The following is a 17,832-nucleotide window of genomic DNA, read 5'->3' on the forward strand; positions in this document are numbered from 1 at the left end:
ATTACTGAAACTGCGAGGCGCGGCTGGCCTGATACAGCTGCGCCTCGCCTGAAATCGCAATCAGCAGATCCAGACGCCGCACCAGTGAATAGGCGGCGTCATCGCTCTGTCGTTGCGCCTCTACTTCCTTCTCCATATCCATCAATCGCACAAGGGCCGAACCGGTTCCGGGTAGTGATCCGTATCCCAGAATACGTTGCAAATGCCGGTCACGGTTGTACTCCTGCGCCCCGAACTTGGCCGCGCGAGTCAACAGGCGTGGGCGGCGTAGCGTCGTGATCATTGTCATCAGGTCCTGCATTCTCGGGCTCCGTAACTTTTGATTTTGCGAGGCCAGTTGTTGCACAATCTAAGCGCGTGTTGCCTTGTTTATATTCGCGCCGAACGCTGCTTTCATGAGTGTTTATCAATTTGAATCAAATCTGGTTTTCGCCTTCAGGGGTTAACGAACGAGTAACGAAAGAAACCCTAGTTAGAATTGGTTAACTCATACTCCGAGGGCGATCTTAGACAGAATTTCTTGTCGGCGAGGACAAATGACTATGGAAAACAACATGGCTTTCACTGTTCCGGCATGGGTGCCGGAAGGCGCGCAACGTTATCTGGATCACACGGAAACCGGCCGGTCGATCCGAGAAATTGCGCGAACAGCAGGGTGCCATGCTTCGACGATTCTAAGGCAGATCAGACGGATCGAGACGCGCCGGGATGACCCCCTTGTGGACGCGGCGCTCCAGTCTCTGGCCGAGACACATTTCTCTGAATCCAAAGTCAGCGGCGGTTTCAGTTCCGATGTTTCAGACGGGACGCCCGAGGGGTTGGCCGCCGCCCGGGATGAGGAGTTCACTCGCGAAGCTCTCAGGGTTTTGCGCAGGCTTTGCGAAACCGGAGCGGTACTGGCGGTCGCCGAAGAAATGGACAAGGCCGTCGTTGTTCGCGATACCGGCAACAGCGCTGCCACCCGGACCGCAGTAGTTGATTGCCGGATCGCCCAGGCGCTTGCGCTGAAGGACTGGATCAACTGCGACAACCCGGGTCGGATTTCACGGTACCGAATTACGGCGCAAGGACGGGCGGCTCTGACCCGTCTGATTGCCCAAGCCGAAAACAAGGCTCGCGCCGGGAATGATCTTGGCATGGCCGAAGCGCAGGCGTCGTTTCAGGCGCACTCGGCTTCGGGCAACACGACTGCATCTCAGCCCGAGCGCGCCCGGCGAATCCGGTATAGCGCCACTGAAAGCCCGTTGATCGCGCTGGCCCGCAGGCGCGATCGGGACGGCAAGCTTTTCCTGGACGAAACACTGGTCGCCGCAGGTGAGCGTCTGCGCGAGGACTTCGAACTTGCCCAGATCGGACCAAAGGTGGCGCAGAACTGGGACCTGTATCTGACAGGCGGTGGACGTGGTTCTTTCGGCAACAGCCCCCATGTTGGAAACGGATCGTCGGATGCACGAGATCGCGTCGCGCGGGCGCTGTCGGACCTAGGGCCGGGCTTGAGCGATGTGGCGTTGCGGTGCTGTTGTTACCTTGAAGGGTTGGAATTGGCCGAAAAACGTATGGGATGGTCTGCCCGGTCAGGAAAGATCGTTCTGCGCATCGCGCTGCAACGTCTCAAACGCCACTATGAAACGCAGACCGGGCTCAATCGCATGATCGGATGAGCGGCCCCCTTGGCGATATGAGAGTCTTGCGTTGGTTGGGGTAAGTGATAGTCAATGATTATGAACTTCACCCTCCGGCAGTTGCAGTATTTCAGGGCTGTTGCAGAACAGCGGAACTTTGGGCGTGCGGCACAAATTTGTCATGTGTCGCAGCCGGCTTTGTCCGTGCAGATCAAAACGCTTGAGGAAACACTGGGCGGTACATTGTTCGAACGTCAGGCCCGGGACATCCTGCTGACCCCGCTGGGTCGGGACGTTCTTGAACACGCCCGTCAGGTGCTTGGCGCTGCGGACAGGCTGGATCAGTTTGCAAGGGATCACTCGGGCGGGCACCGGTCCCTGTCGATCGGCATCATTCCGACTATCGCACCGTATCTGTTGCCCGGAGTTCTGGCTGGTCTGAGATCAGCAGACGTGTCGTTGCGCGTTCAGATTCGCGAAGCCCGAACCGAACGCTTGCTGAACATGTTGCGGGGCGGTGAAATTGACGCTGGGCTGATGGCGCTTCCGTCGGGCGGTAGCGAATTGTTTGAACTGCCCTTGTTCGAGGACAGGTTTCTGCTGGCAGGCAGCGCGGCCCGCGTACAGAGACTGGCGGATAATCCGGAAACCCTGCGACCTGTCGATCTGCAGACTGCGCAACTGATGCTGTTGGAAGACGGCCATTGTCTGACGGATCAGGCGCTGGACGTGTGTGGGCAGGACAGAAGCAGCGGTTTGATCAATATGGGCGCGTCTTCTCTGGCGACCCTGTCGCGACTGGTGGCCGAGGGATTTGGCCTGACTTTGATGCCCGAACTGGCCGCCCGTTCTGAAACCGAGGCCGTGCCGGGGCTACAACTCATGCGGTTCGGGGCACCACAACCGGCAAGGACCGTGGGATTGGTACGTCGAAAATCCACAACCGGAGAGGACTGGTTCGACAAACTGGCCGGTGTAATCAGACAGGTCGGCGAAGAGATCGTGACCGCGACCCGCGAATAAGAAAAAGGCCCGACTTGGGCGGGCCTTTTCAACTTTCGGACTTAGGCCAGTGCGGGCTCTTTCGCCTCGCTCAGATGCGCCATCAGGGTCTCGGGCGACGAAACGCCATAGGGGTCCTCGGGGCAGTTATCCATCAGGCCGGGCTCTTCGAACCACGCTTCGACCACACCGTTATTGACGATGGCTGCATAGCGCCACGAACGCATGCCAAAGCCCAGATTGTCCTTGTCGACCAGCATTCCCATTTTGCGGGTGAACTCACCCGAACCGTCCGGGATGACCTTGACGTTTTTCAGGCCCTGATCCTGTGCCCATTTATTCATGACAAAGCTGTCATTGACAGACATGCAGTAAATCTCGTCGATACCTTGGGCGGCGAAGTCGGCATGGCCGTTTTCGAATCCGGGCAATTGATAGGTCGAACATGTGGGCGTAAATGCACCCGGAAGCGAAAACAGGATGACGCGCTTGCCGGCAAAATAGTCAGCCGTGGTTTTGTCTTCCCAGCGGAACGGGTTTGGTCCCCCGATGGCTTCGTCGCGAACGCGGGTGTGGAAGGTGACGTCAGGGAGTTTTGCACCGGTTTTCATAGTCGTATTCCTGTGATTCAAGTCTGATTGAGGTGTGATCTAAAACAGTTCTAAATCGCAATCAATGACCGTTATTCTGCATTTGCACGGTTGGCGGATGCCATCGGAAGCCACTGGAATTGAAAGTTTTAGCATTAATCGGCTGAGAGGATGCTGCGCCTGCATCAATCGGCAGCATGGCGGCTATGCACCTGTGGTGTAGATCGGCTATGCGGACTATGTTAGGGAAAGAAAATTGACCCAAAGTCAGGATACCGAGCCGTGCGTGATCTGAAGATTCCCGAACAACGCCACCCTGAAAAAGCGCATCGCCCCGACAACGCTCAGCCGAAAAAGCCAAGCTGGATTCGGGTGAAGGCGCCTGGTGGCAAAGGATACGCCGACACCAGGCGGATCATGCGGGACAACAACCTTGTAACGGTGTGTGAAGAAGCCGGTTGTCCCAATGTCGGCGAATGCTGGAGCCAGGGCCACGCCACCATGATGATCATGGGTGACATCTGCACGCGCGGATGCACCTTCTGCAACATCGCGACCGGACGGCCGGATACTCTGGATGTGTTCGAACCGGGGCGCGTTGCACATGCAGTCGAGAAGTTGGGACTGAACCACGTTGTCATCACCTCGGTCGATCGTGATGATCTTGAAGATGGCGGGGCGGATCACTTCGCCCAGACCATTAGGGCTGTGCGCCATCGTTCGCCCAAAACGACGATCGAGATTCTGACACCAGATTTTCTGAAATGCGATCCGGCAGTTCTGGAAGTTGTTGTCGAGGCCAAGCCAGATGTATTCAACCACAATCTGGAAACGGTCCCGGGTCTTTATCCCGAAGTGCGTCCTGGTGCCCGTTACTTCCATTCGTTGCGTCTGCTGCAACGGGTCAAGGAACTGGATCCCTCGATCTTCACCAAATCGGGCATCATGGTCGGGTTGGGAGAGGACGAGCAGCAAGTACGGCAGGTCATGGATGACATGCGTGCTGCCGACATCGACTTTCTGACCATCGGTCAATACCTGCAACCGACGCCCAAACACCATGGTGTGGACCGGTTTGTCACTCCCGAAGAATTCGCTTCGTACGAAAAGGCGGCCTACGGCAAAGGGTTCCTTATGGTTTCGGCCACTCCGCTGACGCGGTCTTCGTACCACGCTGGGGATGACTTCGCTCGGCTGCGCGCCGCGCGCCAAAAGAAGCTGGAGCAAGGGTGAAACCTGAAACCCTGTCGCGCCTGACCGCGCTGCGACACGAATTGCATCAATTTCCGGAACTGTCCGGTGAAGAACAAAAAACAGCCGCTCGGGTTGCCGACCTGCTGCGGTCTCTTGGTGCGGGTCGTGTTCTGACTGATATCGGCGGCCATGGCGTAGCAGCAGTATATGACAGCGGCCATCCGGGGCCCTGTGTTGCCATCAGGTGCGAACTGGACGGGCTTCCTATTCAGGAGCTTTCGAGCGCGCCCTACGTTTCGCGGGTCGCGGGCAAAGGTCATTTGTGCGGGCATGACGGCCATATGGCAATGGTGCTGGGCGTGGCCCAAGACCTCAGAGATAACCCGCCAAAATCCGGTCGTGTGGTTCTGATCTTTCAACCCGCGGAAGAGACGGGAAAGGGTGCCGCCGCTTATCGGGCCGATCCGAGGTTTTCTGAGTTTTCCCCGGATTATGTGTTTTCGCTGCACAATCTGCCCGGGCTTGACCTGGGTCATGTCGAAATCTGCCAGCGCGCGGCGAACTGCGCCTCGCGCGGTATGCGGGTGGTTCTGACGGGAAAAACCTCACATGCCGCCGCGCCCGAGGACGGGATTTCGCCGATCGGTGCGCTTGCTTGGTTGTTGCCGGAACTGGCCGGGTTGGGGACAGGCGGTCCGCTGACCGATGATTTTGCCCTGACAACCGTGACGCATGCCAGCTTGGGCGAGCAGACTTTTGGCGTCGCTCCTGGGCAGGCGGAAATCTGGGTGACCTTAAGAACCGTTTCGGATGGGCGGATGAAAAATCTGGTCGAAGAGGCCGAGACGCTGGTCGGACGAGCGGCAAACAAAGCAGGGCTGCAGGTCGAAATTACCTATGATGACATCTTCGAGGCGTGCACGAACGACACCGAGGCGGTCAAAATCCTTTCCGACGCCTGCGCGTCTCGGAATGTGGCCTACCAGATTACTTCCGAGCCGCAGAAATTTTCTGAGGATTTTGGGCAGTTCGGCAAAGCGGCGAAAACGGCGATGTTCTGGCTTGGGGCAGGGGCCGATCACCCGCAACTGCACAATCCCGACTACGATTTCCCGGATGCGCTGATCCCGGTTGGTGCCACGGTTTTTTCGGCTGCAATTCGCTCACTGGTTGGTTGATCGCTCAATTCACCAAATCGCTGACAATTCCCACAGCCTCAATGACGGTTTGTGTGTCGTCCGAGATCGACAAAATTTCGTCATCCACGCGGACGTATCTCTGACCGGGAGGTAACGGTTTCAACTTCCAGCCATCAAGGTCATCCAAGTAGTCGAATTGCAGATCTTTCGGTAGTTTTTGGCCTCGCGTGTAACGCTTTACCTGCCCGGGCGGAACAGCGACGCCATTATTGGATTTTATCGCCTTTTCGACTTTGGATTTGTCCGCACCTTTAGCTTTGCCTTTGTTATCTTTTGCATCCGCAAAACCAGTTGTCAGAGCGACTGTAAAGGCAGCCACAAGACCAATAGACGACACTTTCATCAGCAGAAACCTCCTTTGTTCTTCTAAGGGTAGTCTGCGGTTGAGCACATTGTCCATTGATATTCGGTTGCTTGAATTTATTGACTTTTCGTACAGTAGACATTTCAGGGGTTAGTCACGGACTACCTGACCAACAAGCCAAGCACACAATACAGCGATTGAAAGACCCTGAAATATTACGCCGAATACTAGCTTGTAGGCCCCACCTAAACTGCGCAGAACGCGGCGAGGGTCCGTACGGTCCTCGGTCAATTCTCGACAAAACGAACCTTGCCGATGAAAGGCAGGTTGCGGTTACGCTGTGCGTAGTCGATTCCGTATCCCACGACAAATTCATCCGGAATTTCGAACCCGATCCAGTCCGAGCGGAAGTCAACTTCGCGTCGGCTGGGCTTGTCCAGCAAAGCAATAGACTTCAGTCGTTTGGGTTTCCGGCTCAGCAGCAGGTGGGTGACATGGTTCAGGGTGTGGCCCGTGTCGACGATGTCTTCGACAACCAACACGTCCCGGCCTTCAATTGCGCCGCGCAAGTCTTTGAGAATGCGTACTTCCCGGCTGCTTTCCATCGAGTCTCCATACGAGGATGCCTCGAGAAAATCGACCTCGATCGGCAAGTCCAGTTCCCGCACCAGGTCGGCGATGAACACGAAGCTGCCGCGCAGCAAGCCAACAACGACAAGTTTGTCCGTACCGCCAAACTCATCGGTGATCTCGCGACAGAGCTCTTCGATCCGCGCGGCAATCGCCTTGGCCGAGATCATCTCATCTATCACATATGCGCGGTCGCTCATTGCTGCCCCCTTGATCTTTGGCGCGCAACATACGACATGACGCGCCATTGTCACCTGCAAATACCGGACGCCATGCCCATTCATTCGGAAAACCGCCACCTGCCTTACACCGCTCAGCAGATGTATGATCTGGTTGCCGATGTGGCCAAATATCCGGAATTCCTGCCATGGTGTGCCGCGGCGCGGGTCCGCAAGACCTTTGCTGTTGGAGAAGCGCAGGTGATGGAGGCCGATCTGGTCATCTCTTTCAAAGTCTTTCGCGAGCGTTTCGGCAGCCGCGTGACTTTGTTTGCGGATCAGAAAAGGATCGATACCGAATACCTGGACGGTCCGTTCAAATACATGAAGTCCGACTGGCAGTTCGAGGACGCCCCGGATGGCGGCTGCAATATCGCTTTCCATGTGGACTTCGAATTCAAGAATGCCATCCTGCAAGGCATCATCGGCGTTGTATTCAACGAAGCAATGCAGCGGATCGTACGCGCGTTCGAAGCCCGGGCCGCGGAACTTTACGGTTAATGTCCCAATCCTGAGGCTTTACCGGAGACGGGCGCACGCTAGACTGCGCTCATGACCGATTTCACTACCAAGATTGCCGCTTTCGCCGCTGGCCCCGTTTCGACCTCATCCCAGACCCGGATCGTAACATCCCTGTCCGTGCTCGACTGGATCGCGGTAGGGCGGGCGGGCGCGGACGAACCTGTGTCGAAAACCGTCCGCGCAATGGTTCTGGCCGAGGCCGGCGCACAGCAGGCCCGCTTGTTCAGCGGCGGTTCAGCGCCCTTGCGCGCGGCCGCGTTGGTCAACGGTACGGTCTCACATGCGCTGGATTACGACGACACGCATTTTGCCCATATCGGACACCCTTCGGTGGTTGTTGTGCCTGCTGCGTTGGCCTTGGCAGAATGGGACGACCGCATTGTCGTCGACCTTCTTGAGGCCGCGCTGGTTGGTATGGAGGTCTCCATCCGCATCGGGCTGTGGCTGGGACGCGGTCATTATCAAGCTGGGTTTCACCAGACCGCAACGGCGGGCGCGTTTGGTGCGGCCGTTGCCGCCGGGCGGATATTGGGCTTCGATGCCGGGCAAATGGAAAGAGCCCTGGGGCTTACTGCGACACGCGCCGCCGGGCTTAAGGCGCAGTTTGGAACCATGGGTAAACCATATAACGCCGGTATGGCATCATCTACCGGAGTCGAGGCGGCGCTGCTCGTTCAGCGCGGGTTCGAACCGAACTCTGCCGCGCTTGAAGGGCAGTACGGGTTTGGCGCCACTCATCACGGAGAGGGCGACATCGTCTCTGCACTCGAGGGTTTGGGCGATGAATGGCTGTTCGAGTCCGTCAGCCACAAGTTCCATGCCTGCTGCCACGGGTTGCACGCCGCGCTGGAAGCGGCGCGTGACCTTGACATCGCGGAACCCGAAGTGGCCGAGATCAAGATCAAGACGCACCCGCGCTGGATGAGCGTGTGTAACCAGATGTCGCCGGACACCGGATTGGGTGCCAAGTTTTCCTATCGAACGGTGATTGCGATGCAGGCGCTGGGATTCGATACCGCATTGCCGGAAAGCTATTCGGCCAGAACCTGCGCCGACCCGCGCATTGTGTCCCTGCGAAACCGGATTTCAGTCGATGCCGATGACAGCCTGTCTGAAACGCAAGCGCAGATATCTCTTCTGCGCCGCGATGGCGTCCGGCGTAAGGCGAAGCATGATCTGCTGACGCCCATGGCTCTGTCGGACCGCGAAGACCGCGTCCGCGGCAAGGCCGCCAAACTTATCGGACACGAAGACGCGGACGCGGTCTGGTCGATGCTGCGCACCGGGGGCCGCGCCCGCGAATTGCCAATCAATCCTGTAGGTTAATCAACCCGCCAGTGCAGCGGGAAGCCCGGGTCGAACACGGTCACAGGGCCATCCCCTGTCTCAATTTTGGACGGGTAGGTCACCGCGTCACCCTTCGTCAGGGTGAGGCTGTCCTCATTCACAGGCAAGCCATAGAATGCCGGACCGTTGAGCGAGGCAAACCCTTCCAGCTTGTCCAGCGCGTTTTCACGCTCGAACATTTCCGCCAGCAGCGACATGGTGTTTGTCGCCGTGAAACACCCGGCGCAGCCGCAGGCCATTTCCTTGTTAGCATCCGTATGCGGCGCGCTGTCCGTGCCCAGGAAATACCGCGCATCGCCCGAGGTCGCTGCGGCCAGCAATGCAAGGCGGTGTTCTTCCCGTTTTGCGACAGGAAGACAATAATAATGTGGTTTGATGCCGCCAACCAGAATGTGGTTGCGATTGATGATCAGGTGATGCGCCGTAATCGTTGCGCCCAGTCCGGCCTCGTTCGATTTGACATAATCGACACCGTCTTTCGTCGTAATATGCTCCATCACAACACGCAGTTCGGGCGTCGCCTTGCGGATCGGATCCAGAACGCGGTCGATGAACACAGCCTCACGGTCGAAAATATCGATCTCTGCATCGGTTACTTCGCCGTGCACACAAAGCGGCAAACCGATGCTCGCCATTTTTTCCAGTACATGGCGGACCTTGTCGAAATCGCGCACGCCCGAGGCAGAATTCGTCGTCGCGCCTGCCGGGTACAGCTTGACAGCCTTGATCAGACCGCTGGCATGGGCGGCGGCCAGATCATCCGGGTCCGTATCTTCAGTCAGATACAACGTCATCAACGGCTCGAAACTCATTCCTTCCGGCAGCGCGGCCAGAATACGCTCCCGATAGGCTGCGGCCTGTGCGCCGGTGACGACAGGGGGCACAAGGTTCGGCATGATGATGGCGCGCGCAAAATGGCGTGCTGTTTCGGGCAAAACGGTCTGCAACATAGCGCCATCGCGCAGATGCAGATGCCAGTCGTCGGGGCGGCGGATCGTGATGCTGTCTGTCATGTGCCCCGGCTAGCACAAGGGTCGCAATCGTGAAAGACCTTGTCGAACCATCTGATCGCAGTAAGTCCAGAAAGACCGGTGGGGTTGACGCAAGACCGGCACCATGCCCTTGTGTGCGAAAGGAGATTGGCTGATGAACCACCCCCAATCCATTGATGCGGTTCAGAAGATGTTGGGCGCGCAGGGATACGTCTGCGGCCGGTCTCTGGCGACCGTTGTGTTTCTGTCTCTCAAACTGGGTCGCCCGCTGTTTCTGGAAGGCGAGGCCGGGGTCGGCAAAACCGAGATCGCCAAGGCGCTGGCTTCCGGTCTGGGGCGGCGGCTCATCCGGTTGCAGTGCTACGAGGGGCTGGATGCCGCGTCGGCCGTTTACGAGTGGAACTTTCCTGCGCAAATGGTAGCAATCCGGACAGCCGAAGCGGCAGGTGCTGCCGACAGATCCGCCCTGCAGGCCGAACTGTTTTCCAAAGACTACCTCGTGGAACGCCCCTTGCTGCAGGCTATGCAGCCTGATGAAAACGGCGCGCCTGTACTTCTGATTGACGAACTGGACCGGACGGACGAGCCATTCGAAGCCTTTCTGCTGGAAGCTCTCAGTGATTTTCAGGTGACGATCCCGGAGCTCGGTACGATCAAAGCGCCGGAACCTCCAATTGTGATCGTCACGTCGAACCGAACGCGCGAGGTCCACGACGCGCTAAAACGACGGTGCCTGTATCATTGGGTCGACTATCCGGATTTCGACCGTGAAATCGAAATCCTGCATGCCCGCGCGCCCGAGGCTGCCGACGCCCTCAGTCGTGAAATTGTGGCCTTTGTCCAGCATCTGCGGACCGAGGACCTGTTCAAGAAGCCCGGCGTCGCCGAAACGATCGACTGGGCCAAGTGCCTGTTGGCGCTGGATGTCATCAATCTCAGCCCCGAAGTGATCGGCGACACACTGGGCGCAATCCTGAAATACCAGGACGATATCCAGAAACTGCAGGGGTCCGAGGCGAAACGCATTCTGGATCAGGCCAAAGCCTCACTCGAACCGGCGTGATGCTTCATCTTTTCCGAAATACTCCGGGGGTATGGGGGCAGCGCCCCCATGCATTGTGATGGCCGAGCAACTGCCTATCGACATTCCCGATGATCCCAAACTGGCGCAGAATATCACCCATTTTGCCCGCGCTCTGCGCAAGGCCGGGTTGCCGATAGGAACCGGCCGCGTCATTGATGCCATCCGCGCCGTTGAAGCCGCCGGTTTTACCCGCAAGCAGGATTTCTACTGGACCCTCCACGCCTGTTTCGTCAGTCGTCCGGAACACCGCACCGTGTTTGCACAGGTGTTTCGCCTGTATTGGCGGGATCCACGCTATCTCGAACACATGATGTCCATGATGCTGCCGGCCATTCGCGGTGTTCAGGAGGAGCGCAAAGCGGATGCAGCCGAAAAGCGGGCAGCCGAGGCCCTGCTGGATGGTGTCGAAAAGGATCTGCCGGAAGTCGAGGATCAGGGTGAGGAAACCGAACTCGACATTGATGCCTCTCAGACCGCGTCGTCCGAAGAACGACTGCGAAATCTGGATTTCGAACAGATGAGCACCGACGAAATCGCACAGGCCAAACGGATGCTGTCGCGCTTGTCTCTGCCGGTCAAACCCATTGCTTCACGCCGTTGTCAAGTCAGCCATCTGGGTCATCGTATCGACCGGGCCCGAACGTTGCGGGCCGCGATGCGGCAGGGTGGGGACATGCGGGACATCGCCCGGCAACGGCCCAGACCGCGCTGGCCCAACCTTGTCGTTCTTTGCGATATATCGGGCTCGATGAGTCAATACAGCCGGATCATCCTGCATTTTTTGCACACCGTCTCGAATGCGCGCGGCGCGGGCTGGGCCAGGGTTCATGCTTTCACTTTCGGAACCCGACTGACGAACATCACCAGACACCTGCATCAGCGCGATGTCGATGCAGCGCTGGCCGCCGCCGGGGCCGAGGCGCAGGACTGGGAAGGAGGAACCCGTATCGGGGAGTGCCTTCATGCTTTCAACCGTGATTGGTCCCGAAGGGTCATGGGGCAGGGCGCGGTGGTTCTGCTGATCTCAGACGGGCTGGATCGCGGTGAGCCGGATGCACTGGCGAAGGAAATTGAGAGGCTGCATCTCTCTGCAAGGCGCCTGATCTGGCTGAACCCCCTGCTGCGATGGGATGGCTTTGCACCCAAAGCCAAGGGAATTGCGGCCATGCTGACCCATGTCGACAGCTTCCGGGCGGGTCATTCCATCGCCTCGCTTGAGGAACTGGCCCAAGTCATATCGCAGACCGACGACAACGGCGAGAAAGCGCGGCTGTTGACCGCGCTTTCAGAGCAGGCTTAGCCTAGCTGCTTTTCATTGCACTCTCGTGCCATTTCCATGGCTTTGTAGGTGCCCGTTAGATCGACGGTAAAGGCGAATTCCTTTTCCGGAAAAACGACCATGACCTTCTGTTTGGCCAGATCGTCGGCGAATTGCGGGTTGTCCGACAGGACATAGCCACCGGAATAGCCCTTGGTGATGTTCCCTTTCATGCCAGTACCTTCGCCGACATACAGGTTGTCACCCAGCATGATTGCGACCGCACCTTTTTCACCGCGTTTGATATCGGTTTTTTCCTTGGTGAATATGCCGACGTAGCCAACCCCGCGGTCTTCGGTCAGCCCCATCTGAACCACGTTTTCGGCACTGTCCACGGCTTCAATCAGACAGGACTTCTTTTCCTTGTCCACAAAGACTTTCCAGCCCTCGACTTCTCCATACCGTTCGAATGTATCAGCCCATACAGCAGTCGAGGCCATCAGCCCCAATGCGGTCCCCAGTGAAAGAATACGTTTCAATTTTCTCTCCGATTCAAAAAAGTGGCAGAACATCAGGCAGCTTGCCAGATGCGGGGGTTAGGCTAAATCCTGCGCCGAAAACAATCAATCCTAGGGTTATTTGAATATGATGAAGCCGTCAGATTGCCCCGAGGATCCGTTTGTCTTCCAGCAATGGTTTTCTTGCTGACCTCGCCGCAGGGCTGACTTTTCATTGCAGCAAACCTGCCTATGTTGGAACGGGAAACGCCAGGAGGTTTCGATGGACCGATTCGACAATAGCCCGGAGACAGCACTGAACTGGTTCCGCAAGGGCCGTGGCGCGGCCCTGGCGACCGTCGTCGATACCTGGGGCAGTGCACCGCGCCGGGTGGGATCGCAGCTTGTGATCGGGGGAGATGGCCGGATCGAAGGGTCGGTCTCCGGTGGATGTGTCGAGGGCGCCGTGATCGTCGAAGCAATGGAAGCCATCGATGAAGGCGAGGCGCGCTTGCTGGAATTCGGTGTCAGTGACGAGGACGCTTTTGCCGTCGGTCTGGCCTGTGGCGGCACGATACGTGTTCTGGTCGAGCCTGTCGGCTCGGTTCTGACGGAAAACATGCTGACGGATCTGGTTGCGGCGCGCGCAGAGCGTGAAGCCGTCGCGTATGAAGTCAATATCGACACAGGGCACCGGGCTTTACGCCGGAACGCGTATCACGAGAGGCTCCGCATGGACCGGTCCGGTTTTGAAGCGGACGGCAAGACCTTTGTGGCTGTCCACAACCCTCCGCTGCGGCTGATCATCGTGGGCGCGGTCCACATTGCGCAGGCGCTTGTTCCAATGGCGCGGGTCGCCGGGTATGATCCTGCAATCATTGATCCGCGAGAGGCTTTCGCATCCAGCGCGCGGTTTCCCGGTGAAACCATTCTGACGGAATGGCCAGACGAGGCGGTCGCTCAACTGGGGCTGGATGCGCGGACCGCAGTGGTTTTGCTGACCCACGATCCCAAACTGGATGATCCGGCGTTGCAGGCCGCGTTGCAGGCTGATGTGTTCTATATAGGCGCACTTGGTTCTACACGCACACACGCCAAACGAGTGGACCGCATGACGCAGGCTGGTTTTACAGATGCGCAGATTGCCAGAATCCACGGTCCGATCGGACTGGATATCGGCGCTGCGGATCCTTCGGAAATAGCGGTTGCCATACTGGCGCAAATGACCGCCGTATTGCGGGGCAAGGCGTGAAATTCGGGCCGGTTCTGGTGTCCGAAGCCGAAGGGACAGTTTTGGCGCACTCGATTCAGGCTGGTACAACCAAACTGCGCAAAGGCGTGATCCTGTCGCGTGAACACCTTGAACAACTGACACAAGCCGGCCATTCCGAGGTTATCGTGGCCCGGCTGGAACCAGGGGATCGCCACGAGGACGAAGCCGCCCGAATGCTGGCCGAGGCTCTGGCGCCAGACCCGGCCGCTGCCGGTCTTCGGGTAACGCAGCCATTTACCGGGCGCGTCAACCTGCTGGCGGACGGGCCCGGCGTCGTGGTTCTGGATACAGATGCTCTGCGGCAGTTCAATCTGGTCAATCCAATGATAACGGTCGCCACTGTCCCCCAGCACCAGCAGATGGAAGCCGGTGGAATGGTCGCAACGATCAAGGTGATCTCGTATGCGGTTCCCGGCGGTGACGTGTTGCGGGCATCGCGACTGGCCGAGAACTCGATCCGGCTGGCCACGCCTGTCCACCGCACTGCCGGATTGATCGTGACCGACATCCCCGGCGGTCCACCGAATGAAAAGGGCATTGCTTCGATGCGCGGACGTGTCGAAGCGCTTGGGATGGAGTTGAACGATATCCGCATCGTGCCGCATCGAACGCCAGATCTGGCCGAAGCCATTGCCGCCATGCAAGAGGATATCGTAATGATTCTGACGGGGTCTGCGACATCGGACCCCGCCGACGTGGCCCCCGAAGCCGTGCGCTCGGCTGGGGGTCAGGTAGACAGGTTTGGTATGCCGGTCGATCCCGGCAACCTGCTGTTTCTTGGCAGCTTGTCGGATCGTCCCGTCATTGGTCTGCCGGGATGTGCGCGTGCGCCTGCCTTGAACGGGGCCGACTGGGTGTTGTCCCGCGTGGCCTGCGGTATCCCCGTGACCAGTGCGGATATCGCCGGGATGGGGGTTGGGGGATTGCTCAAGGAAATTCCGACACGACCGCAGCCCCGGGCCAGAAAGAAGGTGTGACGTAGGGGCATTTTGCCCGGTCGCCATTGCGGGCTAAGCTGTTGTGTTTGGCCAATCCCCCTGTTCGTGCACCTGCCAAAGATTTTTGTTCTCAAACGAAAATTCCCGTGTTTAACTCGGCACAAGCAAAAAAACGAAATGGGAGGAACTTATGACACAGGTCTCAATGACCGTGAACGGAAAACCCGTGAGCGGTGATGTCGAAGGCCGGACCTTGTTGTCCAGCTTTCTGCGCGATCACCTGTCGCTGACCGGGACACATGTTGGTTGCGACACCGCGCAGTGCGGCGCGTGCGTCGTTCACGTGAACGGAGAGGTGGTCAAATCCTGCAACATGCTGGCGCTTGAGGCGGACGGTGCCGACGTCGGCACGATTGAGGGGCAGGCCAACCCGGACGGTTCGCTGAACGTGATCCAGCAGGCGTTTCAGGATCACCATGGCCTTCAGTGCGGCTTTTGCACGCCCGGCATGGTGATGAGCGCCGCCGCGCTGCTGAAAGATAACCCGCGTCCGACCGAGGCCGAGATCCGGAAATATCTGGAAGGCAACCTGTGCCGCTGCACCGGGTATCACAATATCGTCAAGGCGATCATGGCCGCATCGGGCCAGGACGTTTCCAGCATCGCCGCCGAATAAAGCGGTCGCAAAGAATTTTCAGCGAAAATTCTTTCCTAGGGAGGAGAACAAGCAATGCCCAAAGACAGTGGCATCGGAGCCAGTTCCAAGCGGCGCGAGGACGTGCGCTTTCTGACCGGAGCGGGCAATTACACCGACGACATCAACGTACGTGGTCAGGCCTATGTACATTTTCTGCGATCCGACATCGCACATGGCCGGATCAAATCCATAGACACATCTGCGGCGGAAGCCATGCCAGGTGTGGTCAAAGTGTTCACCGGTAAGGACTTTGAAGGCGTGGGCGGGATGCCCTGCGGCTGGGAAGTCACCGACAAACACGGCGCACCCATGCAGGAACCGCCGCACCCCATTCTGGCGCAGGGCAAAGTGCGTCACGTTGGCGATCCCATCGCCGCCGTTGTGGCCGATAGCCTTGAACAGGCGCGCGACGCGGCCGAGGCAATCGACGTGGATATCGATGAATTGCCAGCCGTCATGGATATGAAGGCCGCAGCGCAAGATGGCGCGACGCTGGTTCATGACGACCTCAAGAACAACATCTGCTACGACTGGCAGCTGGGCGAAGCGGACGACGCCAAGGTCAACGAGGTCTTTGGCAACGCGGCTCATGTGACCTCGCTGGATCTGGTCAACAACCGTCTGGTCGCCAACCCGATGGAGCCGCGCGTGGCCGTGGCCGAGTACAGCCGCGCGACCGAAGAGTATACTCTGTACACGACGTCGCAAAACCCGCACGTGATCCGTCTGCTGATGTGTGCCTTTGTTTTGGGTCTGCCCGAACACAAGGTCCGCGTGGTGGCCCCGGATGTGGGTGGCGGCTTTGGCACCAAGATCTTCCACTATGCCGAAGAAGCGTTCTGTACCTTTGCGGCAAAAGCCTGCGGGCGTCCGGTCAAGTGGACCGCCAGCCGGTCCGAGGCATTCATGTCGGATGCGCAGGGTCGGGATCACGTCAGCAAGATCGAGCTGGCGCTGGATGCGGACAATAATTTTGTCGGCCTGCGGACCAACACCTATGCCAATCTGGGCGCGTATCTGTCGACCTTCTCCAGCTCGGTTCCGACCTGGCTGCACGGCACACTGATGGCGGGCAACTACAAGACGCCGGTCATTCAGGTAAACGTGAAAGCGATGTTCACCAACACGGTGCCGGTGGATGCCTATCGCGGTGCAGGCCGCCCCGAGGCGACCTTCCAGTTGGAGCGCGTCGTGGACAAGGCCGCACGTGAGCTGGGCGTCGATCCGATTGCACTGCGCCGTCAGAACTTCATCACTCAGTTCCCCTATGACACGCCGGTGGCGCTGACTTATGACACTGGAAACTACAACGGGACGATGGACAAGCTTGAGGCCGCTGCCGATTTGGCGGGCTTTGCTGCACGTCGGTCGGCGAGTGAGGCCAAAGGCAAGCTACGCGGTCTTGGGATCAACTGCTATATCGAGGCCTGCGGCATCGCGCCCTCGAACATCGTTGGGATGCTGGGGGCCCGCGCGGGTCTCTATGACGCTGCGACGGTGCGCGTGAACGCGACTGGTTCGATCAGCGTCATGGTCGGTGCGCACAGCCATGGGCAGGGGCATGAAACCGCCTTCCCGCAGGTCGTGGCGGACATGATCGGCATCGACGAGTCGATGGTCGAGATCGTGCATGGGGATACGTCCAAGATCCCGTTCGGGATGGGCACCTACGGCTCACGTTCGCTTGCGGTCTGTGGGTCGGCCATGGTCAAGGCGACCGAGAAGGTGATCGATAAGGCGAAAAAGATCGCTGCACATCTGCTTGAGGCGTCCGAGGCCGATATCGAGCTGAAGGAAGGTCAGTTCAGTGTCGCGGGCACCGATAAATCGGTTGCCTGGGGGGATGTGACCCTGACGGCATATGTCCCGCACAACTATCCGCTGGAGGTCGAGCCGGGGCTTGAGGAAACCGCCTTCTATGACCCTGCCAATTTCACCTTCCCGGCAGGTGCTTATGCCTGTGAGGTCGAGGTTGATCCGGACACCGGTCAGGTCAGCATCGAGAAATTCACGGCCGCGGATGATTTTGGCAATATCGTCAATCCGATGATCGTTGACGGCCAGGTCCATGGCGGTATCGGTCAGGGCATCGGTCAGGCCCTGCTGGAGAACTGCGCCTATGACGAGAATGGCCAGTTGCTGAGTGCGTCCTTCATGGATTACGCCATGCCGCGTGCCGATGATGTGCCATTCTATGGTGTCGACCATTCCAGCCAGACGCCGTGCACGCATAACCCATTGGGTGTGAAGGGCTGTGGCGAAGCGGGCGCGATCGGATCGCCGCCGGCAGTTGTCAATGCGGTGCTGGATGCGCTGAATTCGGGCGGGAAGGCGGTGGACCACATCGACATGCCGGTCAGCCCGTCGCGCGTCTGGGCAGCCATGAACGGCTGAGTTGAGAGGGTGGACCGGGGGCCAGCCCCCGGACCCCCGGAGTATTTCCAAAAAGATGAAGGGCCGGGAAA

At 58.5% G+C, this 17,832-nt stretch carries 18 protein-coding genes; 12 read left to right on the forward strand and 6 right to left on the reverse strand.

Going from position 1 to position 17,832, the window contains the following annotated elements; all coding sequences use genetic code 11:
* Window position 1 precedes the first annotated feature (1 nt).
* Complete coding sequence (locus ACR3EQ_RS03695) at window positions 2-301, reverse strand: DUF6477 family protein (protein ID WP_480489759.1); 300 nt, start codon at window positions 299-301, stop codon at window positions 2-4.
* Window positions 302-542: 241 nt separating this feature from the next.
* On the opposite strand from ACR3EQ_RS03695, the gene ACR3EQ_RS03700 reads away from it, so the two are divergent.
* Window positions 543-1,661, forward strand: a complete 1,119-nt coding sequence (locus ACR3EQ_RS03700) for a DUF6456 domain-containing protein (RefSeq protein WP_170619094.1) — start codon at window positions 543-545, stop codon at window positions 1,659-1,661.
* 60 nt (window positions 1,662-1,721) lie between these two features.
* Window positions 1,722-2,645: a hydrogen peroxide-inducible genes activator gene (locus tag ACR3EQ_RS03705; protein WP_170616737.1), complete on the forward strand. Its 924-nt coding sequence runs from the start codon at window positions 1,722-1,724 to the stop codon at window positions 2,643-2,645.
* 41 nt (window positions 2,646-2,686) lie between these two features.
* Here ACR3EQ_RS03705 and ACR3EQ_RS03710 read toward each other — a convergent pair whose 3' ends face one another.
* Entirely contained in the window at window positions 2,687-3,235 is a 549-nt protein-coding gene (locus ACR3EQ_RS03710) for a peroxiredoxin (protein ID WP_170616739.1), read from the reverse strand.
* Window positions 3,236-3,496: 261 nt separating this feature from the next.
* Here ACR3EQ_RS03710 and lipA point away from each other — a divergent pair, with 261 nt between their 5' ends.
* Together lipA and ACR3EQ_RS03720 are read left to right on the forward strand one after the other, a co-directional pair.
* Entirely contained in the window at window positions 3,497-4,447 is a 951-nt protein-coding gene (gene lipA / locus ACR3EQ_RS03715; RefSeq protein WP_170616741.1) for a lipoyl synthase, read from the forward strand.
* Window positions 4,444-5,586, forward strand: a complete 1,143-nt coding sequence (locus ACR3EQ_RS03720; RefSeq protein ID WP_170616743.1) for an amidohydrolase — start codon at window positions 4,444-4,446, stop codon at window positions 5,584-5,586. Before lipA ends, ACR3EQ_RS03720 begins: the two co-directional genes overlap by 4 nt.
* Before the next feature lie 4 nt (window positions 5,587-5,590).
* Here the strand turns inward: ACR3EQ_RS03720 and ACR3EQ_RS03725 are convergent, their stop codons facing one another.
* Window positions 5,591-5,950, reverse strand: coding sequence for a hypothetical protein (locus ACR3EQ_RS03725; protein ID WP_170616745.1), 360 nt, complete (start codon window positions 5,948-5,950; stop codon window positions 5,591-5,593).
* A 248-nt stretch (window positions 5,951-6,198) separates the two neighbouring features.
* Window positions 6,199-6,741 (reverse strand): hypoxanthine phosphoribosyltransferase, encoded by a 543-nt coding sequence (gene hpt / locus ACR3EQ_RS03730; RefSeq protein WP_170616748.1) that lies wholly within the window; start codon window positions 6,739-6,741, stop codon window positions 6,199-6,201.
* A gap of 72 nt (window positions 6,742-6,813) precedes the next feature.
* Here hpt and ACR3EQ_RS03735 point away from each other — a divergent pair, with 72 nt between their 5' ends.
* Together ACR3EQ_RS03735 and ACR3EQ_RS03740 are read left to right on the forward strand one after the other, a co-directional pair.
* On the forward strand, window positions 6,814-7,260 hold the full coding sequence (locus ACR3EQ_RS03735; RefSeq protein WP_170616917.1) for a type II toxin-antitoxin system RatA family toxin: 447 nt from the start codon (window positions 6,814-6,816) through the stop codon (window positions 7,258-7,260).
* 51 nt (window positions 7,261-7,311) lie between these two features.
* Window positions 7,312-8,607 carry an MmgE/PrpD family protein gene (locus tag ACR3EQ_RS03740; RefSeq protein WP_170616751.1) on the forward strand — a complete coding sequence of 432 codons (1,296 nt, stop codon included), beginning with the start codon at window positions 7,312-7,314 and terminating at the stop codon, window positions 8,605-8,607.
* Here the strand turns inward: ACR3EQ_RS03740 and pyrC are convergent.
* On the reverse strand, window positions 8,604-9,641 hold the full coding sequence (gene pyrC, locus ACR3EQ_RS03745; RefSeq protein ID WP_170616753.1) for a dihydroorotase: 1,038 nt from the start codon (window positions 9,639-9,641) through the stop codon (window positions 8,604-8,606). The genes ACR3EQ_RS03740 and pyrC overlap by 4 nt on opposite strands.
* 133 nt (window positions 9,642-9,774) lie before the next feature.
* On the opposite strand from pyrC, the gene ACR3EQ_RS03750 reads away from it, so the two are divergent.
* Complete coding sequence (locus ACR3EQ_RS03750; protein ID WP_170616755.1) at window positions 9,775-10,683, forward strand: AAA family ATPase; 909 nt, start codon at window positions 9,775-9,777, stop codon at window positions 10,681-10,683.
* A 58-nt stretch (window positions 10,684-10,741) separates the two neighbouring features.
* Window positions 10,742-12,004: a vWA domain-containing protein gene (locus ACR3EQ_RS03755; protein WP_480489761.1), complete on the forward strand. Its 1,263-nt coding sequence runs from the start codon at window positions 10,742-10,744 to the stop codon at window positions 12,002-12,004.
* Here ACR3EQ_RS03755 and ACR3EQ_RS03760 read toward each other — a convergent pair.
* Entirely contained in the window at window positions 12,001-12,501 is a 501-nt protein-coding gene (locus tag ACR3EQ_RS03760) for a hypothetical protein (protein ID WP_170616759.1), read from the reverse strand. The two genes, ACR3EQ_RS03755 and ACR3EQ_RS03760, sit on opposite strands and share 4 nt — an antisense overlap.
* Before the next feature lie 241 nt (window positions 12,502-12,742).
* On the opposite strand from ACR3EQ_RS03760, the gene ACR3EQ_RS03765 reads away from it, so the two are divergent.
* The 4 genes from ACR3EQ_RS03765 to ACR3EQ_RS03780 all read left to right on the forward strand — a co-directional run bounded on the left by ACR3EQ_RS03765 (window position 12,743) and on the right by ACR3EQ_RS03780 (window position 17,761).
* Entirely contained in the window at window positions 12,743-13,711 is a 969-nt protein-coding gene (locus tag ACR3EQ_RS03765; RefSeq protein ID WP_170616761.1) for an XdhC family protein, read from the forward strand.
* The gene (locus tag ACR3EQ_RS03770) at window positions 13,708-14,709 is read left to right on the forward strand and encodes a molybdopterin-binding protein (protein WP_170616763.1); all 1,002 of its coding nucleotides are present in this window, start codon (window positions 13,708-13,710) and stop codon (window positions 14,707-14,709) included. The genes ACR3EQ_RS03765 and ACR3EQ_RS03770 overlap by 4 nt, the downstream gene beginning before the upstream one ends.
* A 151-nt stretch (window positions 14,710-14,860) precedes the next feature.
* Window positions 14,861-15,346, forward strand: coding sequence for a (2Fe-2S)-binding protein (locus ACR3EQ_RS03775; protein WP_170616765.1), 486 nt, complete (start codon window positions 14,861-14,863; stop codon window positions 15,344-15,346).
* Between the two features lie 54 nt (window positions 15,347-15,400).
* Window positions 15,401-17,761 carry a xanthine dehydrogenase family protein molybdopterin-binding subunit gene (locus ACR3EQ_RS03780; RefSeq protein ID WP_480489762.1) on the forward strand — a complete coding sequence of 787 codons (2,361 nt, stop codon included), beginning with the start codon at window positions 15,401-15,403 and terminating at the stop codon, window positions 17,759-17,761.
* Window positions 17,762-17,832 lie beyond the last annotated feature (71 nt).

Source organism: Ruegeria sp. AN11, assembly GCF_056536005.1.